This is a genomic window from Rhodopseudomonas boonkerdii (assembly GCF_021184025.1).
Classification (GTDB): domain Bacteria; phylum Pseudomonadota; class Alphaproteobacteria; order Rhizobiales; family Xanthobacteraceae; genus Tardiphaga; species Tardiphaga boonkerdii.
Map to the genome: position 1 here is coordinate 1,405,420 of NZ_CP036537.1, position 22,752 is coordinate 1,428,171.

23 protein-coding genes are annotated in these 22,752 nt (G+C 63.6%); 12 read left to right on the forward strand and 11 right to left on the reverse strand.

The window, feature by feature from the left end; translation table 11 throughout:
* Positions 1-100 precede the first annotated feature (100 nt).
* The 3 genes from hisG to E0H22_RS06535 form a co-directional block, all read right to left on the reverse strand.
* On the reverse strand, positions 101-1,075 hold the full coding sequence (gene hisG / locus E0H22_RS06525; protein ID WP_233024835.1) for an ATP phosphoribosyltransferase: 975 nt from the start codon (positions 1,073-1,075) through the stop codon (positions 101-103).
* A complete protein-coding gene (locus E0H22_RS06530) occupies positions 1,072-2,196 on the reverse strand; it encodes an ATP phosphoribosyltransferase regulatory subunit (RefSeq protein WP_233024836.1) in 1,125 nt (374 codons plus the stop codon). The genes hisG and E0H22_RS06530 overlap by 4 nt, the downstream gene beginning before the upstream one ends.
* A gap of 101 nt (positions 2,197-2,297) precedes the next feature.
* Positions 2,298-3,053, reverse strand: coding sequence for a 16S rRNA (uracil(1498)-N(3))-methyltransferase (locus E0H22_RS06535; protein WP_233024837.1), 756 nt, complete (start codon positions 3,051-3,053; stop codon positions 2,298-2,300).
* 200 nt (positions 3,054-3,253) lie between these two features.
* On the opposite strand from E0H22_RS06535, the gene E0H22_RS06540 reads away from it, so the two are divergent.
* Entirely contained in the window at positions 3,254-3,973 is a 720-nt protein-coding gene (locus tag E0H22_RS06540; RefSeq protein WP_233024838.1) for a hypothetical protein, read from the forward strand.
* A complete protein-coding gene (gene ubiA, locus E0H22_RS06545; protein ID WP_233024839.1) occupies positions 3,970-4,905 on the forward strand; it encodes a 4-hydroxybenzoate octaprenyltransferase in 936 nt (311 codons plus the stop codon). The genes E0H22_RS06540 and ubiA overlap by 4 nt, the downstream gene beginning before the upstream one ends.
* An 88-nt stretch (positions 4,906-4,993) precedes the next feature.
* Here the strand turns inward: ubiA and E0H22_RS06550 are convergent, their stop codons facing one another.
* Complete coding sequence (locus E0H22_RS06550) at positions 4,994-5,527, reverse strand: DUF6101 family protein (RefSeq protein WP_233024840.1); 534 nt, start codon at positions 5,525-5,527, stop codon at positions 4,994-4,996.
* 274 nt (positions 5,528-5,801) lie between these two features.
* Here E0H22_RS06550 and E0H22_RS06555 point away from each other — a divergent pair, with 274 nt between their 5' ends.
* From E0H22_RS06555 to lpxK, 6 genes are read left to right on the forward strand one after another with little or no spacing between them, the layout of a single operon-like run.
* Positions 5,802-7,193: a TldD/PmbA family protein gene (locus E0H22_RS06555; protein ID WP_233024841.1), complete on the forward strand. Its 1,392-nt coding sequence runs from the start codon at positions 5,802-5,804 to the stop codon at positions 7,191-7,193.
* Positions 7,180-7,983, forward strand: coding sequence for an inositol monophosphatase family protein (locus tag E0H22_RS06560; protein ID WP_430715223.1), 804 nt, complete (start codon positions 7,180-7,182; stop codon positions 7,981-7,983). The genes E0H22_RS06555 and E0H22_RS06560 overlap by 14 nt, the downstream gene beginning before the upstream one ends.
* Before the next feature lie 59 nt (positions 7,984-8,042).
* Positions 8,043-8,288 (forward strand): DUF4170 domain-containing protein, encoded by a 246-nt coding sequence (locus tag E0H22_RS06565; RefSeq protein WP_233024842.1) that lies wholly within the window; start codon positions 8,043-8,045, stop codon positions 8,286-8,288.
* Positions 8,285-9,010 carry a lysophospholipid acyltransferase family protein gene (locus E0H22_RS06570; RefSeq protein WP_233024843.1) on the forward strand — a complete coding sequence of 242 codons (726 nt, stop codon included), beginning with the start codon at positions 8,285-8,287 and terminating at the stop codon, positions 9,008-9,010. The genes E0H22_RS06565 and E0H22_RS06570 overlap by 4 nt, the downstream gene beginning before the upstream one ends.
* Positions 9,003-10,307: a 3-deoxy-D-manno-octulosonic acid transferase gene (locus E0H22_RS06575; protein WP_233024844.1), complete on the forward strand. Its 1,305-nt coding sequence runs from the start codon at positions 9,003-9,005 to the stop codon at positions 10,305-10,307. The genes E0H22_RS06570 and E0H22_RS06575 overlap by 8 nt, the downstream gene beginning before the upstream one ends.
* Entirely contained in the window at positions 10,300-11,307 is a 1,008-nt protein-coding gene (gene lpxK / locus E0H22_RS06580) for a tetraacyldisaccharide 4'-kinase (RefSeq protein WP_233024845.1), read from the forward strand. The genes E0H22_RS06575 and lpxK overlap by 8 nt, the downstream gene beginning before the upstream one ends.
* Positions 11,308-11,347: 40 nt before the next feature.
* On the opposite strand, the gene E0H22_RS06585 is transcribed toward lpxK, so the two are convergent.
* From E0H22_RS06585 to xseA, 3 genes are all read right to left on the reverse strand, one after another.
* A complete protein-coding gene (locus E0H22_RS06585) occupies positions 11,348-11,566 on the reverse strand; it encodes a DUF2093 domain-containing protein (RefSeq protein WP_233024846.1) in 219 nt (72 codons plus the stop codon).
* Positions 11,567-11,726: 160 nt separating this feature from the next.
* Positions 11,727-13,052: a TadE/TadG family type IV pilus assembly protein gene (locus tag E0H22_RS06590; RefSeq protein ID WP_233024847.1), complete on the reverse strand. Its 1,326-nt coding sequence runs from the start codon at positions 13,050-13,052 to the stop codon at positions 11,727-11,729.
* A gap of 215 nt (positions 13,053-13,267) precedes the next feature.
* A complete protein-coding gene (xseA, locus tag E0H22_RS06595; RefSeq protein ID WP_233024848.1) occupies positions 13,268-14,875 on the reverse strand; it encodes an exodeoxyribonuclease VII large subunit in 1,608 nt (535 codons plus the stop codon).
* Between the two features lie 83 nt (positions 14,876-14,958).
* Here xseA and purD point away from each other — a divergent pair, with 83 nt between their 5' ends.
* Entirely contained in the window at positions 14,959-16,242 is a 1,284-nt protein-coding gene (purD, locus tag E0H22_RS06600; RefSeq protein WP_233024849.1) for a phosphoribosylamine--glycine ligase, read from the forward strand.
* Between the two features lie 18 nt (positions 16,243-16,260).
* On the opposite strand, the gene E0H22_RS06605 is transcribed toward purD, so the two are convergent.
* Positions 16,261-16,707, reverse strand: coding sequence for a nucleoside deaminase (locus E0H22_RS06605; RefSeq protein ID WP_233024850.1), 447 nt, complete (start codon positions 16,705-16,707; stop codon positions 16,261-16,263).
* 139 nt (positions 16,708-16,846) lie between these two features.
* On the opposite strand from E0H22_RS06605, the gene E0H22_RS06610 reads away from it, so the two are divergent.
* From E0H22_RS06610 to E0H22_RS06620, 3 genes are read left to right on the forward strand one after another with little or no spacing between them, the layout of a single operon-like run.
* Positions 16,847-18,859, forward strand: a complete 2,013-nt coding sequence (locus E0H22_RS06610) for a pseudouridine synthase (RefSeq protein ID WP_233024851.1) — start codon at positions 16,847-16,849, stop codon at positions 18,857-18,859.
* A gap of 3 nt (positions 18,860-18,862) precedes the next feature.
* Complete coding sequence (rsmD, locus tag E0H22_RS06615; protein WP_233024852.1) at positions 18,863-19,420, forward strand: 16S rRNA (guanine(966)-N(2))-methyltransferase RsmD; 558 nt, start codon at positions 18,863-18,865, stop codon at positions 19,418-19,420.
* A 13-nt stretch (positions 19,421-19,433) separates the two neighbouring features.
* Positions 19,434-19,820: a VOC family protein gene (locus E0H22_RS06620; RefSeq protein ID WP_233024853.1), complete on the forward strand. Its 387-nt coding sequence runs from the start codon at positions 19,434-19,436 to the stop codon at positions 19,818-19,820.
* 45 nt (positions 19,821-19,865) lie between these two features.
* On the opposite strand, the gene mutL is transcribed toward E0H22_RS06620, so the two are convergent.
* The 3 genes from mutL to arfB all read right to left on the reverse strand — a co-directional run bounded on the left by mutL (position 19,866) and on the right by arfB (position 22,748).
* Positions 19,866-21,683 carry a DNA mismatch repair endonuclease MutL gene (mutL, locus tag E0H22_RS06625; RefSeq protein WP_233024854.1) on the reverse strand — a complete coding sequence of 606 codons (1,818 nt, stop codon included), beginning with the start codon at positions 21,681-21,683 and terminating at the stop codon, positions 19,866-19,868.
* A 210-nt stretch (positions 21,684-21,893) separates the two neighbouring features.
* A complete protein-coding gene (locus E0H22_RS06630) occupies positions 21,894-22,289 on the reverse strand; it encodes a VOC family protein (protein WP_233024855.1) in 396 nt (131 codons plus the stop codon).
* A 42-nt stretch (positions 22,290-22,331) separates the two neighbouring features.
* Positions 22,332-22,748 (reverse strand): alternative ribosome rescue aminoacyl-tRNA hydrolase ArfB, encoded by a 417-nt coding sequence (arfB, locus tag E0H22_RS06635; protein ID WP_233024856.1) that lies wholly within the window; start codon positions 22,746-22,748, stop codon positions 22,332-22,334.
* Positions 22,749-22,752 lie beyond the last annotated feature (4 nt).

The window sequence follows — 22,752 nt, forward strand, 5'->3', positions numbered from 1 at the left end:
GCGTTTCCAGTGTTTACTGGATCGCCCGGTCAAGCCGGGCGATGACAATGGAATGTGTTGTTTCGCTTCACTCCACGCAATGACGAGCGGCTGTTTCGTTCTACCGCAAGAACGCCTCGAGCTTCGCAAACAGCGGGTTCTCGCGGTCGAGCACGTAATCCAGCGAGGCAACCGAGACGGTGTCCGCGCCGTGGTCGCGCAGAAAACTGCCCAGCGCGTAGATCTGCGCCGGAGGGCAGTGCAGCGTCACCATGCCGGACGAGGTCGGGCCGCCGAACGGCGACACCACGCCGAAGCGGTTGTGTGCCTCGTCGAGCAGCGCCCGGTTGCAGCCGGCGAAGCGCGTGCGCACTTCCTTGTACTTGCTGGCGCGGGCGCGGGCGGCGATGTGATCGAGGATCACGCGTGCGGTTTCGCGCGCGGCCGGCGACCAGTCGGCATCGCGCGAGGCGACGAGGTTGGCCTGGCTGCGCAGCATTACGCCGTTGTCGAGCACCTTGAGGCCGTTGGCAGCCAGCGTCGCACCGGTGGTGGTGATATCGACGATCAGCTCGGCGGTTCCGGTGGCCGGTGCGCCTTCGGTGGCGCCGGCGCTTTCGACGATGCGATAGTCCATCACGCCATGCGCGGCGAAATAGGCGCGCGTAAGGTTGATATATTTGGTCGCGACGCGCATGCGGCGATTGTGCTGGGCGCGAAACCCGGTGGCGACGTCGTCGAGATCGGCCATGGTGCGTACGTCGATCCACGCTTGCGGCACGGCAACGACTACATCGGCGCGGCCGAAACCGAGGCCTTCGATCAGCGCCACGCGCTTGTCGGCATCGACGATGTTCTCACGCAGCAGGTCTTCGCCGGTGATGCCGAGATGCACCGCGCCGCGTGCGAGGTTCGCTGCGATTTCGCTGGCGGAGAGATAGGCGATTTCGACATTGTCGAGGCCGGCGATGGTGCCGCGATAATCGCGCGCTCCGCCTGCTTTTGTCAGTGTCAGTCCGGCTCGGCTGAAGAAGGCTTCCGCATTTTCCTGCAGGCGTCCCTTGGACGGGACGGCGACGACGAAAGGTGATGTCATGACGCGTCTCCCGCGCGCGAGGAGAACGCGTCGATCCAGATCGAGAAGCCGACGGCAGGAATGGGATTTTGTGCGCCGAGTTGCGACAGCAGCTTGTCATAGCGACCGCCTGCGACCAGCGGCGGCTCGATGCCATTGCCGATGCCGTGCAGCTCGAATTCAAAGCCGGTGTAGTAGTCGAGCCCGCGGCCGAAGGCGGTGGCGAACTGGATCCGGCCGGTGTCGATGCCACCGGCAGCCATGAAGCCGATACGCTGTTCGAATTCGTCGATCGCCGCCGTGAGATCGAGCTTCGCGTCCGCCGCCAGCTTGCGCAGCTCGGCCACCGCATCGTCGGGCGTGCCCGCGATGGCGAGGAAGCGCTTGATGTGCCCCAGCGCATCCTTCGGCAGCGCGCCGCCCTTGAGCGTCGATTGTTCGAGAAAGCGGTCGGCGATTGCCGCGACCGAACGGCCGCCGAGATTGGTTGCTCCGGCAATCGACATGAGATCGGTGACCAGCGCCAGCGCCGCCTTGCGGTCGGAACCGGCGAGGGCGGCGAGAACGCCTTCGTACTCGTTCCGCACCGGCGACTCGGCCAGGGTCAACCGGTCGAGGTCTTGAGCAAGGTTCGCCTGGCGGTTGAAATCTTTCACCAGGCGGCGTTTCCAGACCGGATAGAGGTCCAGCGCTTCGATCAGGGCGGCGAACAGGGCGACGTCGCCCGTCTTGATTTCGACACTGGGTTGCCCCAGTGCGGCCGCAGCATTCAATGCCAGGACCAGCATTTCGGCGTCCGCAGCGGCGCGATCGGGACGGCCGAAGGACTCGATCCCGGCTTGCTGGAATTCGCTAGGTTTTCCATGGCGATAGCGGAAAACCGGGCCGAAATAACTGAACCCTGCCGGCTGCCCGGCCGCTGTCGAGGCGAGATAGTCCCGCGCCACCGGAATCGTCAGATCCGGCCGCAGGCACAGTTCTTCACCCGACAAATCCGTCGTCAGATACAGGCTTTTGCGGATATCCTCGCCGGAAAGGTCGAGAAACGGCTCCGCCGGCTGCAAAATCGCCGGCGACGCATGAACATAGCCCGCCTCGGCAAACGAGTGCAGCAGGGTGTCCGTCCAGGCGGGTTTGGTCATCTCGAAGTCCAGCGATTCCAATTGTGTAGCGTCTGGCGCAGCCCTTAGCACGCCGCTGGCGACGTTTCGACCATCTTTGGGAAAGTGGATTAATTGAAGTCCTACGGCTGGGTAGTCCAATCGCCCAGCACAGCCTGGGTCACCGCCAGTGCAGCCACCGCCGCGGTATCCGCCCGCATGATCCGTGGCCCCAGCGCCAGCCGCAGAATGTTTGGCTGCTTCAACAGAAGTGCCCGTTCTTCCTCGGCAAATCCGCCCTCGGGTCCGATCAGGATGTCGATTCCGCCAGCCGAAGCAGCGCGCGCGCCGGCCAGGGCGGCGATCGGATCGGCGACTTCTGCAGCTTCGTCGCAGAAAATCAGCAGCCGGTTGCTGTCGCGCTGATCCAGGAACTTGCCGAAATTCAAGGGTTCGGCGACCTCCGCGATGCTGAGAATGCCGCATTGTTCAGCGGCTTCCACCACATTCGCGCGCATGCGCTCGGTATTGACCCGGCTCGCCTGCGTATAGCGCGTGATCACCGGTTGCAGCTTAGCCGCGCCCATCTCGATGGCTTTCTGCACCATGTAGTCCAGGCGCGCATGTTTCAGCGGTGCGAAGGCGTAGGTAACGTCGCGCAGCCGGTCCTGCGCGCGCATCGGCTTGAGAACCAACAGCCTGTCGGCGCGTTTGCCAGCGGCGATGGCGGCCTGCCATTCGCCGTCGCGGCCGTTGAAGACCAGCACCGGATCGCCCGCATTCAGGCGCAGGACATTGCCGAGATAGTTGCTCTGGCTGCGGTCGAGGGCGATGGCCGCATCCGTCGCAAGGCTTGCGTCAACATAGAGGCGGGGGCTGCGGAAATCCGATTGCGGCATGGTTCATGTTCCATTCAAGGCCGATGCTTTACCGCAGTTGCGGCGAAATGCCATGCGCCGATCGCGGCACGGCGCCGCGCTGCTGCCCAAATCGGCCGTTTATTGGTGGGTTGTTAAGGCTTGGCAGGAATCGTAGAAGTGCCTGAATCAGGATGGCTTCTGCCCCGTTTTGGTGGGCGTGTGCTGCCGGAGGAAAATCTGTGATCATCCGCCGTTTCATTGCGCCACTCGCTGTGGCCGCGTTCGCGATGCATATCGCTGGTGCTTATGCGCAGGGCGCGTTCCCGGCGCCGCTGCCGGGCCAGAGCGCCGCGCCTGCGAACGCATCGCCGTTTCCGCCCGTGAACGGTGCGCCTGCGCCTGCGCCTGCGGCTGCATCTCCATTCCCGCCCGTCGGCGGCGCACCGGCCGCGGCAGCGCCGAGCGCATTTCCATCGGGCGGCGCCGCGCCGTTCGGTGGCGGCTTTGCGCCGCCGCCAGAGCAGCAGGCGGGTCCGCCCGGTGGTGACGATTGTATGAAGGGCTTCATGCCGCTTCGTCAGGAAGCCGAGAAGCGTGGTGCCGCAATCAAGGCTGCGAGCGAGCGCCGTGCGCCACCCGACGAAGCATGTAAGCTCATCTCTGCCTTCTCGCAGAGCGAGATCAAGATGATCAACTATATCAAGGCCAACAAGACGAAGTGCGGCATTCCCGACAATGTCGCCTCGCAGATGCAGGCTGGTCACAAGAACACCGAAGGCATGCGCCAGAAGGTCTGCGCCGTTGCACGTGGAGGCGGTGGCGGTGGTGGCGGCCCGGTCGCTGCGCCGCGTCTCAGCGATGTGCTTGGCTCGTCGGCCTCGCTGCCCGACGCATCCACCGCGCGCAAGAGCGGCGGCACCACCTTCGATACGCTGAACGGCAACGTTCTCACCCGATGAGCGACGCGGCTGCTCGCGTTGCCGATGCGACCGCCAACAATTGGGTCGATCGCGTAGCCCCTCTGTGGTCGCGCCCCTATCTGAGGCTGTCGCGGTTCGACCGCCCCATCGGCTCCTGGCTGCTGCTGATGCCATGCTGGTGGTCCGCGGCGCTCGCCTCCGGCGTTGCGGGGCGGCTCGATCAGCTGCTCCAGATGATCGTGCTGTTCTTCATCGGCGCTTTCGTCATGCGCGGCGCCGGCTGCACCTGGAACGACATCACCGATCGTGATCTCGATGCCAAGGTCGAGCGTACCCGCTCGCGGCCGATCCCGGCGGGGCAGGTGACGGCGAAGAAGGCATTCGCCTGGCTCGTTCTGCAGGCGCTGATCGGCCTCGTCGTACTGCTCCAGTTCAACAGTTTTGCGATTGCGACCGGCATCGCCTCGCTGGCGATCGTCGCAGCCTACCCCTTCATGAAGCGCATCACCTATTGGCCGCAGAGCGTGCTCGGCCTTGCGTTCTCATGGGGCGCGCTGATGGGCTTTGCCGTCGTCTTCGCCCGTATCGATGCGATGGCGCTGCTGCTCTATGCCGGCTCGATCTGCTGGGTGATCGCCTATGACACGATCTACGCGCATCAGGACACAGAAGACGATGCGCTGATCGGCATCAAGTCGACGGCGTTGCTGTTTGGTGCACGCACCCAATCGGCATTGATCGTTTTTTACGGTCTGGCTGTCGCATTGATCAGCGTTGCGCTGCGGCTCGGCGGCGCAGGCTGGCCGGCATGGATCGGTCTGATCGCTTTTGCTGCGCATCTCGCCTGGCAGATCACGCGCATCGACATCAAGGATTCCGCGCTGTGCCTGCGGCTGTTCAAGTCGAACAGGGATGCGGGACTGCTGTTGTTTGCGGGACTGCTGGTGGATGCGATGATGCGGGCTGCGTAGGGCGGATGAGCGAAGCGTAATCCGCCGACCGAGTGTGTAGGACAAAGAGCGGCGGATTACGGCTTCGCCTGATCCGCCCTACGATTCCTCAATTCCGCGCGATGATCTCGCGCTCGCCCTTGTAGCTGCCGGGCGCGTTGAGCAATGCGCCGACGCGGCGGCGCATCAGGAATTTCGGGCGACGTTCGCGAATAGCGTTACGACGACGGCGGCGCTGCGCCGGCTCGGCTGCTTTCTCTTCCGGCAATTGCGGAAGAGCGAAGATTTCGCTCCACATCGGCCAGGCCATCTCGATCTCCTCCATGTCCGAGCTCACGAGCAGCGGGATCGACAATGACGGGTCGCGATGCTTCAGCACGAGCATCTTGCCGTCGTCGAGACCGCGCAGCGCGACACCCATGAAATCGCTGACGCGCACATTGATTGCCATGCGCATGCCGCGGACGGCACGGTGCAGGACGACGCGCTCGCGATGCAGTTCGACACGCCGAATGCTGCCGTCGGCGCGGGTATCATGCGCTTCGAAACGAAGCGGTAGTGAGTGGGGATCGAGCCGCACGGTGCTGCTCGATCCCACGGTCGATGGTGAGGCCGAAGCCTCGGTTGCTGTTTGATGCCTCACGGCTTTTTATCTCCCCGCCGGAATTATGCTCCCGGTCGATGGGAGGAGCTTGCCAGAGGGCGCGCCGAATTAGCTTAAAAAGGCTGGTTAAGAGAATGCGACCTGGATCGCATGCTTGACGAATGCCAAACCGGAATGCTTGACGAGTTCTTGCCGCGGGTTTGAAAATTCGATTGAACCCGTGTGGCAAATGCTTGAAATCCCTGCAAAACAGGCACATCTGTAGAGCTTGGCCGCAGCCGCCCCGACGGGTTCAAATCCAGGGATATTGTTCGTGATCTCTTCACCAAACGCATCGTCCAGTCGATCCGACAATTCTGACCTGCTCGATCAATCCGCATTATCCAATCTGGCGCAACGCCTGGTCGAGGCAGCGAAGCGTGCAGGCGCCGATGCGGCCGATGCGGTCGCGGTGCGCGGTGTCTCGCATGGCGTCGAGGTGCGCGACGGCAAGGTCGAGGCTTCGGAGCGCTCCGAAGGCGACGACGTTGGGCTGCGCGTCTTTGTGGGGCAGCGTCAGGCCGTGATCTCCACCAATGACATGTCCGGCGATAATGCTGCGCAACTTGCGGAGCGCGCGGTGGCAATGGCGCGCGTCGCGCCCGACGATAAATATGTCGGCCTTGCCGATCCCGATCTGCTGGCGAAGACATTTCCCGATCTCGACGTGCTCGATCCCGTCGTGCCGTCGGTCGGCGAGCTCGAGCGTCGGGCCATCGAGGCGGAAGAAGCAGCGCTGGCAGTGAAGGGTGTCACCAAGTCCGGCGGCGCATCGGCCTCGACGGGTATCGGTGGCATGGTGCTGGTTACCTCGACCGGCTTCCATGGCTCCTATCTGCGTTCCAGCCATGGGGTGTCGATGACGGCGATCGTCGGCGACGGCACCAATATGGAACGTGACTACGATTTCTCCTCGGCACTGCATGCATCGGACCTCGCTTCGCCTGCCGCTGTCGGTAAGCTCGCGGGCGAGCGTACGGTTGCGCGTGCCAATCCGCGCAAGGTCGCGACTTGCAAGGTGCCGGTGGTCTATGATCCCCGCGTCTCGAATTCGCTGGTCGGTCATGTGATCGGTGCAGCGAATGGCGCGTCCGTGGCGCGCAAGACGACTTTCCTGAAGGACAGCCTCGGCCAGCAGTTATTCGGCAGCAAGATCCGCATCGTCGACGACCCGTTGCGCGTGCGCGGCCTGCGCTCGCAGAGTTTCGATGCCGAAGGTGTCGCCACAGTGAGGCGTGCGATCATTGACGAGGGTGTGCTGACCACATGGCTGCTCGATTGCGCCACAGCGCGCGAACTCGGACTACAGACGACGGGCCACGCCCATCGTGGCGTCTCGTCCTCGCCGTCGCCGGGGGCCTATAATCTGCATATGGAGGCCGGCGAGGTCTCGCCCGAAGATCTGATTGCCGACATCAAGGAAGGCTTTTACGTCACCGATCTCATCGGCTCCGGCGTCAATGGCGTCACCGGAGACTATAGCCGCGGTGCCGGCGGCTTCTGGATCGAGAATGGCAAGCTGACTTACGCGGTCAGCGAGATCACTATAGCCGGCCATCTGTTCGAGATGTTCAAGTCGTTGACCCCGGCCAATGACCTTACGTTCAAATACGGGGTCAACGCGCCAACCGTGCGCGTCGAGGGACTGACGATTGCCGGACGCTGATAAATCCGCACAATTGGCGCGCGATTTTGCGCTGATGGAGCAGACCGTTCGCGAGGCCGGCATGCTTGGTCTCACGATGTTCCGCACTGAATTGCGTAAATGGATCAAGGGCGAATCGTCGCCGGTCTCGGAAGCCGATATCGCGCTCAACGACCTGATCGAGAAGCGCCTGCGCGCCGCCACGCCGGATTATGGCTGGCTGTCGGAGGAAAGCGCCGATGACGACACCCGCCTCGACAAGCGGCTGACCTGGATCATCGATCCCATCGACGGCACCCGCAGCTATCTCGCCGGCCGTGAGGACTGGTGCGTTTGTGTCGCACTGGTCGAGCGTCATCGGCCCATCATGGCTGCGGTGTATGCACCGTCCACAGATGAATTTTTTCTGGCGGCGCGCGGGCAAGGCGCCACCTGTAATGGCCGGCCCGTCCAGGCCTCGTCGGGTGTCGCGCTCGATTTCTCCCGCGTCGCCGGCCCCAAGCCTCTGGTGGAGCGCTTGACCCACCCGCGCCAGGACCTGGCGTTGCATCCGCGGATCGGATCGCTGGCGTTGCGGCTGTGCTGGATTGCCAATGGGCGGCTGGATGCGGCCTTTGCCGGCGGGCAGAGCCGGGATTGGGATCTGGCGGCTGCGGATTTGATCGTGCATGAAGCGAATGGTAGAATGAGCGAGCTTTCGGGCGATCTCATCCAATACAATCGCCTGGACGTCACGCATGGGTTGCTGGTAGCAGCGGGGGCCGATCGTCATGCCCATATCGTTGAGCAGTTCCGGGCCAACCGGGCATAACCAGCCGCACCTCCTTTTTCTGCAAAACTGATCGCAGCCGGCCGCTGCAGGAAGAACCTATGTCCGACACACCACAGCAACTGCTTCATCTGGTCATCGGTGGCGAGCTCACGGATCTGAAGGGTATTACCTTCAAGGATCTCGACAAGGTCGATATCGTCGGCGTGTACCCCAACTACGCGTCGGCGCTGGTCGCCTGGAAAGCCAAGGCGCAGTCCACGGTCGACAACGCTCACATGCGCTACTTCATCGTCCATCTCCATCGGCTGCTCGATCCGGGCCAGGACGCAAAGCCCACCACTTGAAACGTCTGCTGCGAAACACGCTGCGCAGCAGCTGGGTACAACGCGCCGCGGGATTTCTCGCGGCCGAATTTTTGCGCCTTGTGTGGAAGACGAACAAGTTCACTTTCGACCCCGTCGACGTCTATGACATCGTCGAGCCGCAGATGCCGGTTATCCTGGCGTTCTGGCATGGTCAGCATCTGATGACGCCGTTCATCAAGCAGAAGGACTACCGCGGCGCGGTGCTGATCTCGAAGCATCGCGACGGCGAGTTCAATGCGTTGGCCGCAGAACGGCTCGGCATCGCCACCGTGCGCGGTTCGGGCGATCATGGCGGCGCATTTCATCGCAAGGGCGGTGTCGGCGCCTTTAAGGAAATGGTGCGGGTCCTGGAAAGCGGCGTCAACATGGCGCTCACCGCGGATGTACCGAAGCGCGCGCGTGTCGCCGGTCTCGGCATCATCATGCTGGCGCGCGAGAGCGGGCGGCCGATCATGCCCTTTGCGATGGCGACCAGCCGCTTCTATCAATTCAACAACTGGGATCGCACCACCATCAATCTGCCGTTCGGTCGCGGCGTTCTCGTCGGCGGAGAGCCGATCGAGGTGCCGCCGGATGCCGACGGCGCTGTCATGGAAGAGCTGCGTCGGCGGCTCGAAGCAACGCTGAACGACGCCACGCAGCGCGCCTATGAGGCTGTCGGTCGGCCCGATGGCAATCGCCATGGAACGCGCCATGGCTGACGCTCTGCCGATCACGCTGCGCGCCTATCGCAGCCTGTCGGCGTCGCTGACGCCGATGATGCCGCTGTTGATCAACCGACGCTTGCGAAATGGCAAGGAGGACCCCGAGCGGATCGACGAACGCCGCGGCATCTCAGCGATCGAACGGCCGTCCGGGCCCTTGGTCTGGGTGCACGGTGCGAGCGTCGGCGAAGTGCTGGCCGCTGCGGCATTGATCGAACGTCTGCGCGCCTCGAAGGTGCGCATCCTTCTTACATCGGGCACGGTGACATCGGCCGGTATCATCGCCAAGCGATTCCCGCCGGATATCATCCATCAATACATTCCCTACGACTCGCCCCGCTATGTCGCGCGTTTCCTCGATCACTGGCATCCGAGTCTGGCGTTGTTCATCGAGAGCGACCTCTGGCCGAACATGATCCTGTCCGCCGCGAAACGGCGGCTTCCCATGGCGCTGATCAACGCACGGATGTCACAGCGCTCGTTTCCGCGCTGGCAGCGGATGTCGAAGACCATCGCGGCCTTGCTCGGCCGTTTCGAGATGTGTCTCGCCCAATCCGATACCGACGCCGAACGCTTCGACGCCCTGGGGGCCCGCAGCGTGCTCGTGACCGGCAATCTGAAATTCGACGTTCAGGCGCCGCCCGGCGATGCCGCCAAACTCGATGCGTTGAAAGGGGCAACCCACGGGCGTCCGATCGTCGTCGCGTCATCCACGCATCCCGGCGAAGAGGAGATCATCCTCGAAACGCATAAGGCGCTGACGAATTTCTTTCCGTCATTGCTCACCGTGATCGTGCCGCGCCATGCCCACCGTGGCGGAGCCATTGCAGATATGGTCGTTGCGGCCGGCAGCCGTGTGGCGCTGCGGTCGCGTGCGGATCTGCCCGGCGCGGATACGGATATCTATGTCGCCGACACCATGGGCGAGCTCGGGGTGTTCTATCGCCTCACGCCGGTGGTCTTCATGGGCGGCTCGCTGGTGCCGCACGGTGGGCAGAATCCGATCGAGCCGGCCAAGCTTGGCGCGTCCATCGTTCACGGGCCGCATGTGTTCAACTTTACGGACGTCTATGATGCGCTCGATCGGGCCGGTGGCGCGCGGCAGGCGAATTCGTCCGAACAACTCGTCAAGCAGCTGGGCCAGATGCTCGGCGACGTCGCTGCGCGCGATGCGGCGATCGATGCCGCGAAGCAGGTCGTTGCGCGCCTTGGCGGCGCGCTGGACCGCACGCTCTATGCGCTGGAACCCTATCTGATGCAGCTTCGCTTCGAGATGTGGGGGCATCATGCGTGAACCGGCGTTCTGGCAGCAGCGGAACAGCTTGCTGTCGCGCCTGTTGATGCCGCTCGGTGCCGTCTATGGCGAGATCGCCGCCTCGCGCATGATGCAGCAGGGGACGGTGGCCGGCATCCCCGTGATTTGCGTCGGGAATTATCACACCGGAGGTGCAGGCAAGACGCCCACCTCATTGGCCTTGGTAAAATTGCTGCGCGAACTCGGCGAGACACCGGTGGTGCTCAGCCGCGGTCATGGTGGCAGACTGCGCGGGCCGGTGAAGGTTGAGCCGGGTCGTCACAGCGCTGCCGATATCGGCGATGAGCCTCTTATGATGGCCCGCGAGGTGACAGTGGTTGTCGCGCGGGATCGCGTGAATGGCGCAGCGCTGGCGCGCTCCACCGGCGCCAGCGTGATCGTGATGGACGATGGTTTTCAGAATCCGGCGCTGGCGAAGGATTTGTCGCTCATCGTGATCGACGGCAATCGCGGTCTCGGCAACGGTCGCATATTTCCCGCCGGTCCGCTGCGTGCGCCATTGGATCGTCAGCTCGCTCGCACGGACGGCCTTGTGGTGATCGGCGATGGCGTCGCTGCTGCCGGCGTTGCCGCGATGATCCATGGCCGTGGCGGCAAGGTGTTTACGGCCCGGCTGAAGCCGGCGGCTGTGTCGATGCAGGGGCTGCAGGGCAAGCGCGTGCTCGCTTTTGCGGGGATCGGTGATCCCGACCGCTTTTTTCGCACCCTGAAGAACGCCGGTGTCGATGTCGCAGTGAAAAAGGCGTTCGCCGATCACCATCCATATACGTCTGCCGAGATCGAGGCACTGGTCGTGCAGGCCCGCAGCGAAGGGCTGACGCTGGTGACGACGGAGAAGGATCTGGTGAAGCTGCGCGGCATCTCCGCGGCAGCGGAGATCGTCGGTTTTCCCGTTGTCCTCGATGTCGAGGACAAAGAGGGGCTACGCAATTTCGTTCGCGAAGGGCTCAATCGCGCACGAGCCGGGACGAGGCGATAAAGCGTAAGGCGGATAAGCGAAGCGTAATCCGCCTTGCGGACTACTTCACCTGCTCCGGATAATGTCGCTTCAGCACCGCCGTGTGCGTCGCATAGGCCTCCTGCCGGTCGACGCTCCAATATTTCAGTTCATCCAGCGGGATGCGTTCGCCCGAAACGGCGCAGGTCACATATGTGCCCGGTGCGACGACGCGAAAATCGCCGTCGAGATATTGCAGCTTGGCTTCGCCGTGGCCGGATGGCCCGAATTTGTTGAGCACGGCTGGTCTCCTGGAATGCTCTGCCCGGGTGCCCGCAGGCGGATCGATGGTTCTTCACCATAGATAGGGCTTTCGCGGCGCGAATGAAAGCGCCGGGGAAGCCGACCTTGTACCGCTGATCTGGTCGGCGGGCCAGCAGCCGCCGGCCGCAGATCATGCTTCAGCGGCTGATCCGCGCGTCCGCGACGGCTCGCTGGAACAGTGCGGTCATAGCCTCGGAAATACCTTGGGTCGGGCTGACCTCGAAATAGAAGCCCGGCGACGCACATGATTGCATATTGGTTGCGATTTCGCTGTTCGTGGACGGTCCGAAGGGACCTTTGTTGAACGGTGCGATCCACGTATTGTACCAGGCGTTGGTCGGTAGATCGAGATAGGTCGTGTAAAGGACCGCGATCTTGACGCCACGATTCTTGATCGCGGTGCAGAGCGATGGATCGAGCGGGGACTGGCACCGCCCGCCGGTGGTCTTCTTCAGGCATCCGGATGGATTGTACTCATCGGCCACGCCGTCCGAGACGAAGAAAAGATACTTGGCAGGCGCGTTCGCTGTTCCGTTTCCGGTATTTGCGATCGCCTTGTCGATCGCCGGAATGACGGACGAAAACTGCGTATCCTGATCGTTATTGTCGTTTTGGCCATTGACGGACATCAGATCGATCGCTCCTGCCGCAGTTTTCGCGCTCGACAGGCTCGAGGACAGGCTGAACAGCGGCCGAAGGCTTGCAGTCGCAGCGCTGCCGCCGAAATCGTAGATCGCGACCCTGAACTGGTTGGGATAGGTCTGGGTCGCAGCCGCGGTATCCATCAGGCTTTGAGTGGCAGACCGCAGCACATCGATACGCGTGGTGACGCCAAGCTTTTTGGCGAGCAGGTAATAGTTCGACTTGTTCGCGGTGTCATGGCAGGCAAATGCGCATTTGTCGGATGTGTTGTTGACCATCATCGCGACGTCCGCGGGCGTTGCTCCGACACCCATCGACGGCGAATTGTCGAGCAGAAGGTAGAAGTCGATGAATTGGGGCATCGTGGCCGTGGCGGTCGCGACGCCGGTGACGGTCAGTTTCGGAAAGCCGATGATGGAAGTGAACGTTGTCGGGACGTCAGCCGAAAACTGCATGCTGGACGTCACGATACCATTGGTTCTCGATACTTTGGCAGTTACGCTATTGATCGTGTAGCCGCTCATGCTCGCGGTATTGGCGTAGAAATAGTTGATCGCCGTGGTCGAGCCGCCGGGAACGTCGCCATCAGCGGACATCGAGCCGGCTGTGGCAAATGCTGTCGATTTCTGAACGATCGCACCGATGGCGGCAGAATCGAGCGCGCCCTGCAGCTTGGAGCGGATCATTGCAGCGCGACCGTGATCGATGGCCCCGCCCATGAACGATAGGAGCGGTACGGAGGCCAGCGCGAAGATAACAGCGACGTTCCCCTGGCGATCCCTGACGTAGGAATTAAAGTTAAATCGAAAATTCCTAAACATGAAAATGTGTGCTCGTTCTGAGTACGGACGGGCAGATGAGTACCTATGGAAAATCAACTAAAGGTTATGAAAGGCGATACGAATCGAAATAACGGTGCCAGCGGTATTTCGGTGGCGTCCGGTCAGATGAACGGTCGGCATCCTGGCGGATGCGCATGTTCAAGAGGCCAAAAGAAGCGCGTCCGGGACACGATGCCATCAAAGCAGAAGCTGCTCTAGAACAGATCGCCCTGGTCAATCTTGGCAGTGCGCTTCGATGTTTTAGGTTTCGGGGCAGCTGATCTCTCTGCGCGCGGCGATGCCGGCGCTGCACCGTCGGCCGTCACATCGATGCGGCCATCGGCAAATTCAATGTTCAATCGTGCGCCGGCATTGACACCCGCCATTTCGTGCACGGCGGTTCCGTTCTCGTCGCGCACCAGCGCGAAGCCGCGGGCGAGGACGCTGCGATAGGAGAGCGCAGCGAGCAGTTTGTTGGAGGCTTCGGCGCGCGCCGCGTGACGCTGCAGCAGCGTCGTCAGCGCGCGGCGGGCACGTTCGCTCAAGCGTAGGGCGCGTTCGCGATCTCTCGCGATCGCGTTGCGCTGAGCCTGCTCATTGGCGGATTTCGACGCTTTGAGGCGCAGTTCGAGATTAGCGAAACGGTCGCGGCGCTGGCGCAGCAATGCGCGAGCCGAGAGCTTCAGGCGCTCGCCGCACACCGCCTGCCGCTGCGTCGCATGGGCGATCTGCGCGCGCAACACGCGCAGCGTCAGGCCGGATGCCGCCTGCACGAAGCGGCGATGATGCGCATGGGTATTGGCTCTGAGCGCGCGCGGCAGCGAGGCGCCGGCGCTGTCGAGACGCTGGCGCGGGATCGCAAGCAGATCGGCGGCGTTGGGCAAGGCACGTGCGGCCGCACGCAGCTCGTTGCGGCGGGATTCCTGCGCACGCTGCCAGCACAGCATCATGCGGCGTTCGAAGGTGCCGATCTCCACCAGGAGCTCCGCCCGCACCGGCACGGCCATCTCAGCTGCAGCCGTCGGTGTCGGCGCGCGCCTGTCGGAGGCGAAATCGATCAACGTGATGTCGGTCTCGTGGCCGACGGCCGATATCAGCGGAATCATGCTCTCGGCCGCGGCGCGCACCACGACCTCTTCGTTGAACGACCACAGGTCTTCCAGCGAACCTCCGCCGCGGGCGACGATGAGGAGGTCGGGGCGCGGAATCTTGCCGCCAGCCTCCAGCTTGTTGAAGCCGTGGATCGCTGCCGCCACCTGTTCGGCCGAGCCCTCTCCCTGCACGCGCACCGGCCACACCAGCACATGGCGGGGGAAGCGATCGTTCAGCCGATGCAGGATATCGCGGATGACGGCCCCGGTCGGCGAGGTGACGACGCCGATCACTTCGGGCAGCCACGGCAAAAGCTGCTTGCGTGCTTCGTCGAACAGGCCCTCGGCGCCGAGCTTGCGCTTGCGCTCCTCCATCAGCGCCATCAGCGCGCCGACACCCGCGGGCTCCAGGGCCTCGATGACGATCTGGTATTTCGATGAGCCGGGATAAGTTGTCAGCTTGCCGGTGGCGATGACTTCGAGGCCTTCCTGCGGCCGAAACCGCATCCGGCCATGCACGCCCTTCCAGATCACAGCCTCGATCTTCGCGCTCTCGTCCTTGAGCGAGAAATAGCAGTGGCCGGAGGAATGAGGCCCGCGAAAACCGGTGATCTCGCCGCGGACACGCACGTTTCCGTAAGCGTCCTCCACCGTCCGCTTCAGCGCCTGGGAGAGCTCCGAGACGGTGAATTCGGCAGAATTGGTGAGCGGGGCGGCTGCGGCTTTGGGCATCGGGATCTCAAGCTGTTGCGGCAGCGGATTAGCATGCTAAACGCTGGCAAAACCATCTAAAACCCCAGCCAGGCAGTCTTCCCATGAACATTCTTCTCATCGGTTCCGGTGGTCGCGAGCACGCGCTGGCATGGAAACTGGCCGCATCGCCGCTGTTGACGAAGCTATGGTGCGCGCCGGGCAATGCCGGCATCGCGCGGGAAGCGGAGTGCGTCGCGCTGGATGTTGCGGATCATCCTGCCTTGATCAAATTCTGCCGCGACAACAAGGTCGATTTCGTCGTCGTCGGCCCGGAGGCACCGCTTGCGGCCGGCATCGTGGACGATCTCGCCGCGGCGGGCATCAAGGCGTTCGGGCCGAGCAAGGCCGCGGCTCGCCTGGAAGGCTCGAAGGGCTTTACCAAGGATATCTGCAAGGCCAACAATATCCCGACCGCCACCTATGAACGCTTCAGCGATGTGGACAAGGCCAAGGCCTATATCCGCGCCCGGGGCGCGCCGATCGTTATCAAGGCAGACGGGCTGGCCGCCGGCAAGGGCGTCGTCGTCGCGATGACGCTGCAGGAAGCCGAGAATGCCATCGACATGATGCTCGGCGGCGGTTTTGGCGCAGCCGGCGCCGAAGCCGTTGTGGAGGAATTCCTGGTCGGCGAGGAAGCCTCGTTCTTCGTGTTATGCGATGGCGAGAACGCATTGCCGCTGGTGGCGGCGCAGGATCACAAGCGTGCTTTCGACGGCGACAAGGGCCCGAATACGGGCGGCATGGGCGCCTATTCACCGGCGCCGGTTTTCACCGATGCTATCCAGAAGCAGACCATGGACGAGATCATCCTGCCGACGCTGAAGGCCATGAAGGACATGGGATGCCCCTACAAGGGCGTGTTGTTTGCAGGCCTGATGATCACCGAAGACGGCCCGAAGCTGATCGAATACAACGCCCGCTTCGGCGACCCCGAGACGCAGGTGCTGATGGTCCGCCTGATGTCGGACCTGCTGCCGGCGCTGATCGCGTCGGCCGACGGCCAGCTCAAGAATTTCGATCTGCGCTGGTTTCCGGACCCGGCGCTGACTGTCGTCATGGCCGCCAGGGGATATCCCGGCGACTATGACAAGGGCACCCGGATCGCGGGTATCGACCGCGCCGAACAGATCGAGGGTGTCGAGGTCTTCCACGCCGGAACCAAGGCTTCGGGCGACTGGATCCTGGCCAATGGTGGGCGCGTGCTCAACGTGACCGCTTCCGCCAAGACCGTCGGGGAGGCCCAGCGCCGTGCGTATGAAGCCATCGGCCTGATCAATTGGCCCGAAGGCTTTTGCCGCCGTGATATCGGCTGGCAGGCGGTCGCGCGCGAACGCCAGGGTAAGTGACGGTATTGGGAGACGCCCCTAGCGCCGCGCCTGAAAAAAGTCGCGGAGCAGCTTGGCGGCTTCCGTCTCACCCACTGCCGAATAGACCTCCGGCGCATGATGACAGGTCGGCGAGGCGAAAAACCTTACGCCGGACTCCACGCCCCCGCCCTTCGGATCGGCCGCTCCGTAATAGAGCCGGCGGATGCGGGCGAAGGAGATTGCCCCGGCGCACATGGTGCAGGGCTCCAGCGTGACATAGAGATCGCAATCCACGAGCCGTTCCGAACCGAGCCTTTCGGCGGCCTGACGGATTGCGAGTACTTCGGCATGGGCGGTGGGGTCGCGGTCGGTCAGGGTGCGGTTGCCGGCGGTGGCGATCACCTGGCCATCCCGCACGATCACGCAACCAATGGGGACTTCGCCGGCTTGTGCGGCGGTTTCAGCGGCCTGCAGGGCCAAATCCATGAAAGAAGGGGTGGTCAAAAGCTCGTTTCCTGCGCGAAACTCTGCTACGGAGTGGCCTTCAGCAAAGCGGATTCTGCTTCGTCCTGCGTCGCCGCGTGCGGCCCGCGAATGCCTCCGCGCTCAACCCAATTCAGCTTCCGCTGCAGCGAGACCCTTCATGCCCCGCGATAACGATAAAAACAACGGCCCCTCGCGCGGCCGGCCATCTGGTGGCAAAGGCCCGGGTAAGGGCGGCCGTTCGGGCGCCGCACGTGGGCCGGAGAAGAAGTTCGCCAAGCGCGACGGCAGTTATACACCGCGCTCGCAGGGTGGGGGTGGCGAAAAGCGGTCGTTTGGCAAGCGCGATGGCGATCACGCGCCGCGCCGTGATTATGGCGATGGGCCGCGTCCACGTTTCAATCGCGATGAGCGTCCCGCGCGCGGTGATGGCGATCGTCCGTCGCGTGGTCCGCGCAAGGAATTCGGTGACCGCCCGCCGCGCCGCGATCGCGACGATACACGTCCGGCCGGTCGGTTCTCAGAAAAGAAGTTTGGTGATCGCAAGCCGCGTGATGGTGATCGTCCTTTCAGCGCGCGCCCGTCGCGTGACAGTGATCGCCCGCGTGGTGACCGCTCGTTCGGCGATCGCAAGCAGCGCGAAGGTGCCGGCGAGAAGCGCGTCTATGCGCCGCGTGGCGATCGTCCACAGGGCGACCGGCCGTTTGGCGAGAAGAAATTTTCCCGCGGTAGGCCGGATCGTGGCGGTCCGCGCAAGAGTTCTGGCGGCCGTGGTGATCGCGATTTCGAACGCGGTCCTGACCGCAGCGACGAGAAGCCCTGGCAGAAGCGCGAGCGTAGCGATGATCGCGGTCCCCGCCCGGCGCGCGCGCCACGCGATGGCGATCGCAAATTCGATAAGCCGCGCTTTGAACGCTCGCGTGACGATCGGCCCGAGCGCGGAGATGGCGAGCGCCCGCGTTACGCGCGTTCCCGCGAGGATCGTCCGCAATTCGAGCGTACGCGCGAACCGCGCGGCCGCATGGACTGGCAGGAGCAGCCACGCCGTGGCCGCGACAGCGATCATGACGAGCGTCCGCGCCGCGACAACGAAGACGACAGCCAGATTTTCCGCAAGCGTCCCGCTTTCGGCGGTCGCGGCGAATATCGCCCGCGCGATTCCGATGCGAAAAAGGCGCCGCGCAAGCCCGCTGCGAAGAAGGCCGGCGAGCGTGTTGCGAAGGTCGTCGCCCGCGCCGGCCTGTGTTCACGCCGCGATGCCGAAGAATGGGTGACCCAGGGGCGCGTCTCGGTGAATGGCCGCGTGATCAATTCGCCGGCGCTCGATGTCAATGACAGCGACGTCATTACCGTGGACGGAAAGCCGTTGCCGGCCCGCGAGCGCACGCGGCTGTTCATGTATCACAAGCCCCGCGGCCTGATGACGACCCATGCCGATCCGGAAGGCCGGCCGACGGTGTTCGATCATCTGCCGGAGGATTTGCCGCGTCTGATTTCCATCGGTCGCCTCGACTTCAACACCGAAGGCTTGTTGTTGCTCACCAACGACGGCGGCCTTGCACGCACGCTCGAGTTGCCGGACACCGGCTGGCTGCGCCGCTACCGTGTCCGCGCCCATGGCAACGTCACTCAGGCGCAGCTCGATGAGCTCAAGAACGGCGTCGAGGTCGATGGCGTCAAATATGGCGCCATCGATGCCACCTTGGAGCGCGATCAGGGCGCCAATGTGTGGCTCGTCTTCGCCATCCGCGAAGGCAAGAATCGCGAAGTGCGTAACGTCTGCGCGCATCTCGGCCTCGAGGTGAACCGGCTGATCCGCATCTCCTACGGTCCGTTCCAGCTCGGCGAGCTGGCGGAAGGCGAGGTCGATGAGGTGAAGACCCGTGTGCTGCGCGAGCAGCTCGGCGAGAAGATCGCCGAAGCAGCCGGCGCCGATTTCGGTCGCCAGTTGCCGAGCAAGGGCGATGTTTCGCTCGATCCGGTCATCGTCAAGAAGCCGTTGATGAAGCGCTCCACGGTGGAGGACCGCAAGGGGCGCCGTGTCGTCGTGCAGCGCTCGGGTTCGGAAGGCTCGCGTGCGCGTAACGAGGCCGAAGCTCTGTTCGGCGGCCCGAAGAAACCGCCGAAGCGGGGCTACAAGGGCAAGCGCGATATCAAGCCGCGGGACGAGTGATTCATGCGTGTGATTGGTGGCCGGCTGAGGGGGCGCAATATCGCGGGTCCCTCGACGCAAACGATCCGTCCGACGCAGGATCGCCTGCGCGAGTCGCTGTTCAACATCCTGATGCATGCCTATGAGAACCCGATGCTGGATGCGAGGGTGCTCGATCTCTATGCCGGCACCGGTGCGCTCGGCATCGAAGCTGTGTCGCGTGGCGCCAAATTCACGCTGTTCGTCGATAATGGATCGGAAGCGCGTGCGCTGCTGCGTGACAATGTCGAAAGCCTCGGCCTCGGTGGCGTCACCAAGGTCTATCGCCGCGATGCCAGCGACCCGGGCCCGGCGCATCCTGTGGAGCCGTTCTCGCTGGTGTTCATCGATCCGCCCTATCGCATGAAGCTTGCCGAGAAGTCGCTGGCTGCCTTGCGCGATGGCGGCTGGCTGGTGTCGCAGGCCTTGCTGGTGGTGGAAGAAGCGAAGGATGCCGGCTTCGCCGCGCCCGAAGGCTATGAAGAACTCGAACGCCGCGCCTATGACGAGACCGAATTCACGTTTCTGAGATACACAAAATAAACGGGAGAAACCGATGACGCTTGCCTGCACCTGGGATCACGTCCACATCCGCACGCCGGATGTCGAGGCGACCGCACAGTGGTTTGCCGACAAGCTCGGCGCCGAGATCCTGCGCGCGCCCGGGCGTGTCGATATCAAGCTTGGCGGTGGCAAGATCTTTCTTGCTCCGGTTACGCCCGAGATGGGCGTCAATCCGCCGCCGGTGACGCCCTATCAGGGCCTCGATCACTTCGGTCTCGTGGTGAAGGACATTGATGCGGTGGCTGCGGACCTCAAGGCCAGGGGCGTCGAATTCACCAAGGAGCCACATACGCTCAAGCCCGGCCTGCGCATCTGCTTCATCCGCGCGCCGCAAGGCGTATCGATCGAACTGCTGGAGCGCGATCCGAAATATACGTGAGGTGTTTAACCCTCCCCATTCGCTTCGCTTTGGGGAGGGACAAGATCACCTTCGCCCGAACAGCTTCTCGATGTCGCTGAGCTTCAGCTCGACATAAGTCGGGCGGCCGTGATTGCACTGGCCGGAGTTCGGCGTCTCTTCCATCTCGCGCAGCAGCGCGTTCATCTCTTCCGGGCGCAGCCGGCGGCCGGAGCGGATCGAGCCGTGGCAGGCCATGGTCGCAGCCACATGCATCAGCCGTCGCTCCAGTGGCAGCGCTTCGTCCCATTCGGCCATGTGTTCGGCGAGATCGCGCAGCAGCGAGGCCGCATTGGTCTTGCCGAGCAGCGACGGCGTCTCACGCACTGCGATGGCGCCGGGTCCGAAACTGTCGATGGCGAGGCCGTAACTCGCCAGTTCCTCGGCGCGCTCGACCAGCTTCTCCACCGTCGCTTCATCCATCTCGACGATGTCGGGGATCAGCAGGATCTGCCGCTGCACGCCGTTCTTCGCCAGCGACGCCTTCAGCTTTTCATAGACGATGCGCTCATGGGCGGCATGTTGGTCGACCACGATCATGCCGTCACGCGTCTGTGCGATGATGTAGTTCTCGTGCACCTGTGCACGCGCCGCACCGAGCGGGCGGTCCATCAGATCGGTCGGCGCTTCTTCCATCCGCACATCGGCCGTGGGTGTGCCGACATCGAATGCGGCCTGAGGAGCCTCTGCGAAAGCCGTTGCGCTGCTGAAAGCCGGAGCAGGCGACACCGGATAGGATGGCGAACGCTGCCAGTCCCAATTCGCATTGCGCGATGTGAAGTTCGGCGCACTGTTCGGCCGGAACGAGGACAGCACCGCGCCGGCATCGTTGTTCGCCGCCGTACGTTTGCCCTCGCGCGCCAGGCCTTCCTTCAGGGCATGCACGATCAGCGCACGGACCAGGCCGGCGTTGCGGAAGCGCACCTCGGTCTTGGCGGGATGAACGTTGGCATCGACCTCCTGTGGGGCGAGCGTCACGAACAGTGCCAGCACCGGATGGCGATCGCGCGGCAGATAGTCGGAATAGGCCGCGCGCACGGCGCCGACGATCAGCTTGTCGCGCACCGGGCGGCCATTGACGAACAGGTACTGGCCGAGTGCATTGGCCTTGGTGAGGGATGGCGAGGCGGCGAAACCTTCGACCGCGACCCCTTCGCGCTCGCTGCGCACCGCAATGGCACTGGCACGGAAATCCGCACCGAGAATGTCGCCGAGCCGTGTGAGCTGGCCGGGGGCGCCGGGCAAGGCCGCAGCCCATGTGACTGGTGCGCGTTCCTCGCCGGACAGCGTGAAGGCGATATCCGGCCGCGCCATTGCGAGGCGGCGCACCACTTCGCGGATCGCCTCGGCCTCGGTGCGGTCCGTTTTGAGAAATTTCAGCCGCGCCGGCGTGGCATAGAAGAGATCGCTGACCTCGATGCGCGTGCCGTGACCGAGTGCGGCCGGCACGATCGACTCCTTCGAGCCGGCATCGACCGTGAGCGACCACGCATGCGGCTCGCTGGCATGGCGCGTGGTGATGCCGAGCCGTGCCACCGAGCCGATCGAGGGCAGGGCCTCGCCGCGAAAGCCGAGGGTGCGGATCTGCAGCAAATCCTCGTCGTCGAGCTTGGAGGTGGCGTGGCGCTCCACGGCGAGGCCGAGATCGGCATGGGTCATGCCGTGCCCGTCATCGGTGATGGCAATCTTTCGCCGGCCGCCGCCGTCGGTAAAGATCTCGATCCGGCTGGCACCGGCATCGATCGCGTTCTCGACCAGCTCCTTGACGACACTTGCCGGGCGCTCCACCACCTCGCCGGCGGCGATGCGGTTGACGATGGTTTCTGGCAACTGGCGAACGGGCATGGGTTTCCGCGCGTAGATGACGGGTCAGGGAGATGTAGGGAACTCAGGGCCTCATTCTAAGCCCCATGGGTCGCCCTGTCCCGTTTCGAACGGACCTGTCCCCGGCTTGATGCGCCGATTCGTAGGGCGGATGGGCCGAAGGCGTGATCCGCCGGCCGATTTCATGGCAGACTCCGCGACGGATGACGAAGCGCTCATCCGCCCTACAGTCTATGCGAATCGGCCGCCCTTCTGGATCACCTCGATCTTGTAGCCATCGGGATCGGTGGCGAAGAAGAAACGTGCCAACGGCTTGCCGCCGTGCTGCAACTCGCGCAGCGGGCCGGGCGTCAGCTTTTCCTGCTCGAAGCGCGCATGTTCCGCGGCGAGGTCGTCCACCATCACGGCAAGATGTCCATAGCCGTCGCCGAGTGCATAGGGCTCGGCGCGGCCTTTGTTGACCGTCAGTTCAAGCTCGAAGGGCGAGGAGGGGTGGCGCAAATAAACAAGCGTGAAATCGTCGAAAGCCAGCCGTTCGGCGATTTCCAGGCCGAAGGCGCGCTTGTAGAAATCGAGCGAGCGGGCTTCGTCAAGTACGCGGATCATGGAATGAACGGGCTTAGCCATGGGGTCCTTTCGAGGCGTTCTCTGCCGCCGTCATTGCGAGGATCAGTCGGTAAAGCGACCGCTGCGGCCGGCCTTGACGTCGCTGCGGCGCTTCTTGCTGTCGAGGCGGCGCTTCTTCGAGCCGAGCGTCGGCCTGGTCGGCCGCCGTGGTGGCTCGCGATAGGCGGCCTCCTTCAGCAGCTCCACCAGACGATCGATGCCGTCCTGCTTGTTGCGCTCCTGGGTGCGGAAACGTTGCGCGTGAATGACGATAACGCCATCCTTGGTCATGCGCTGTCCGGCCAGCGTCGTGAGGCGCAACACCATGTCCTCGGGCATCGCCAGCTTGCGAGTGTCGAAGCGCAGCTGCGCAGCGGTGGAGACCTTGTTGACATTCTGTCCGCCGGGGCCGGACGAGCGGACATAGACGACCTCGATATCGTCTTCGTCGATGGCGATTGAGCGGGTGACCCGGAGCATGATG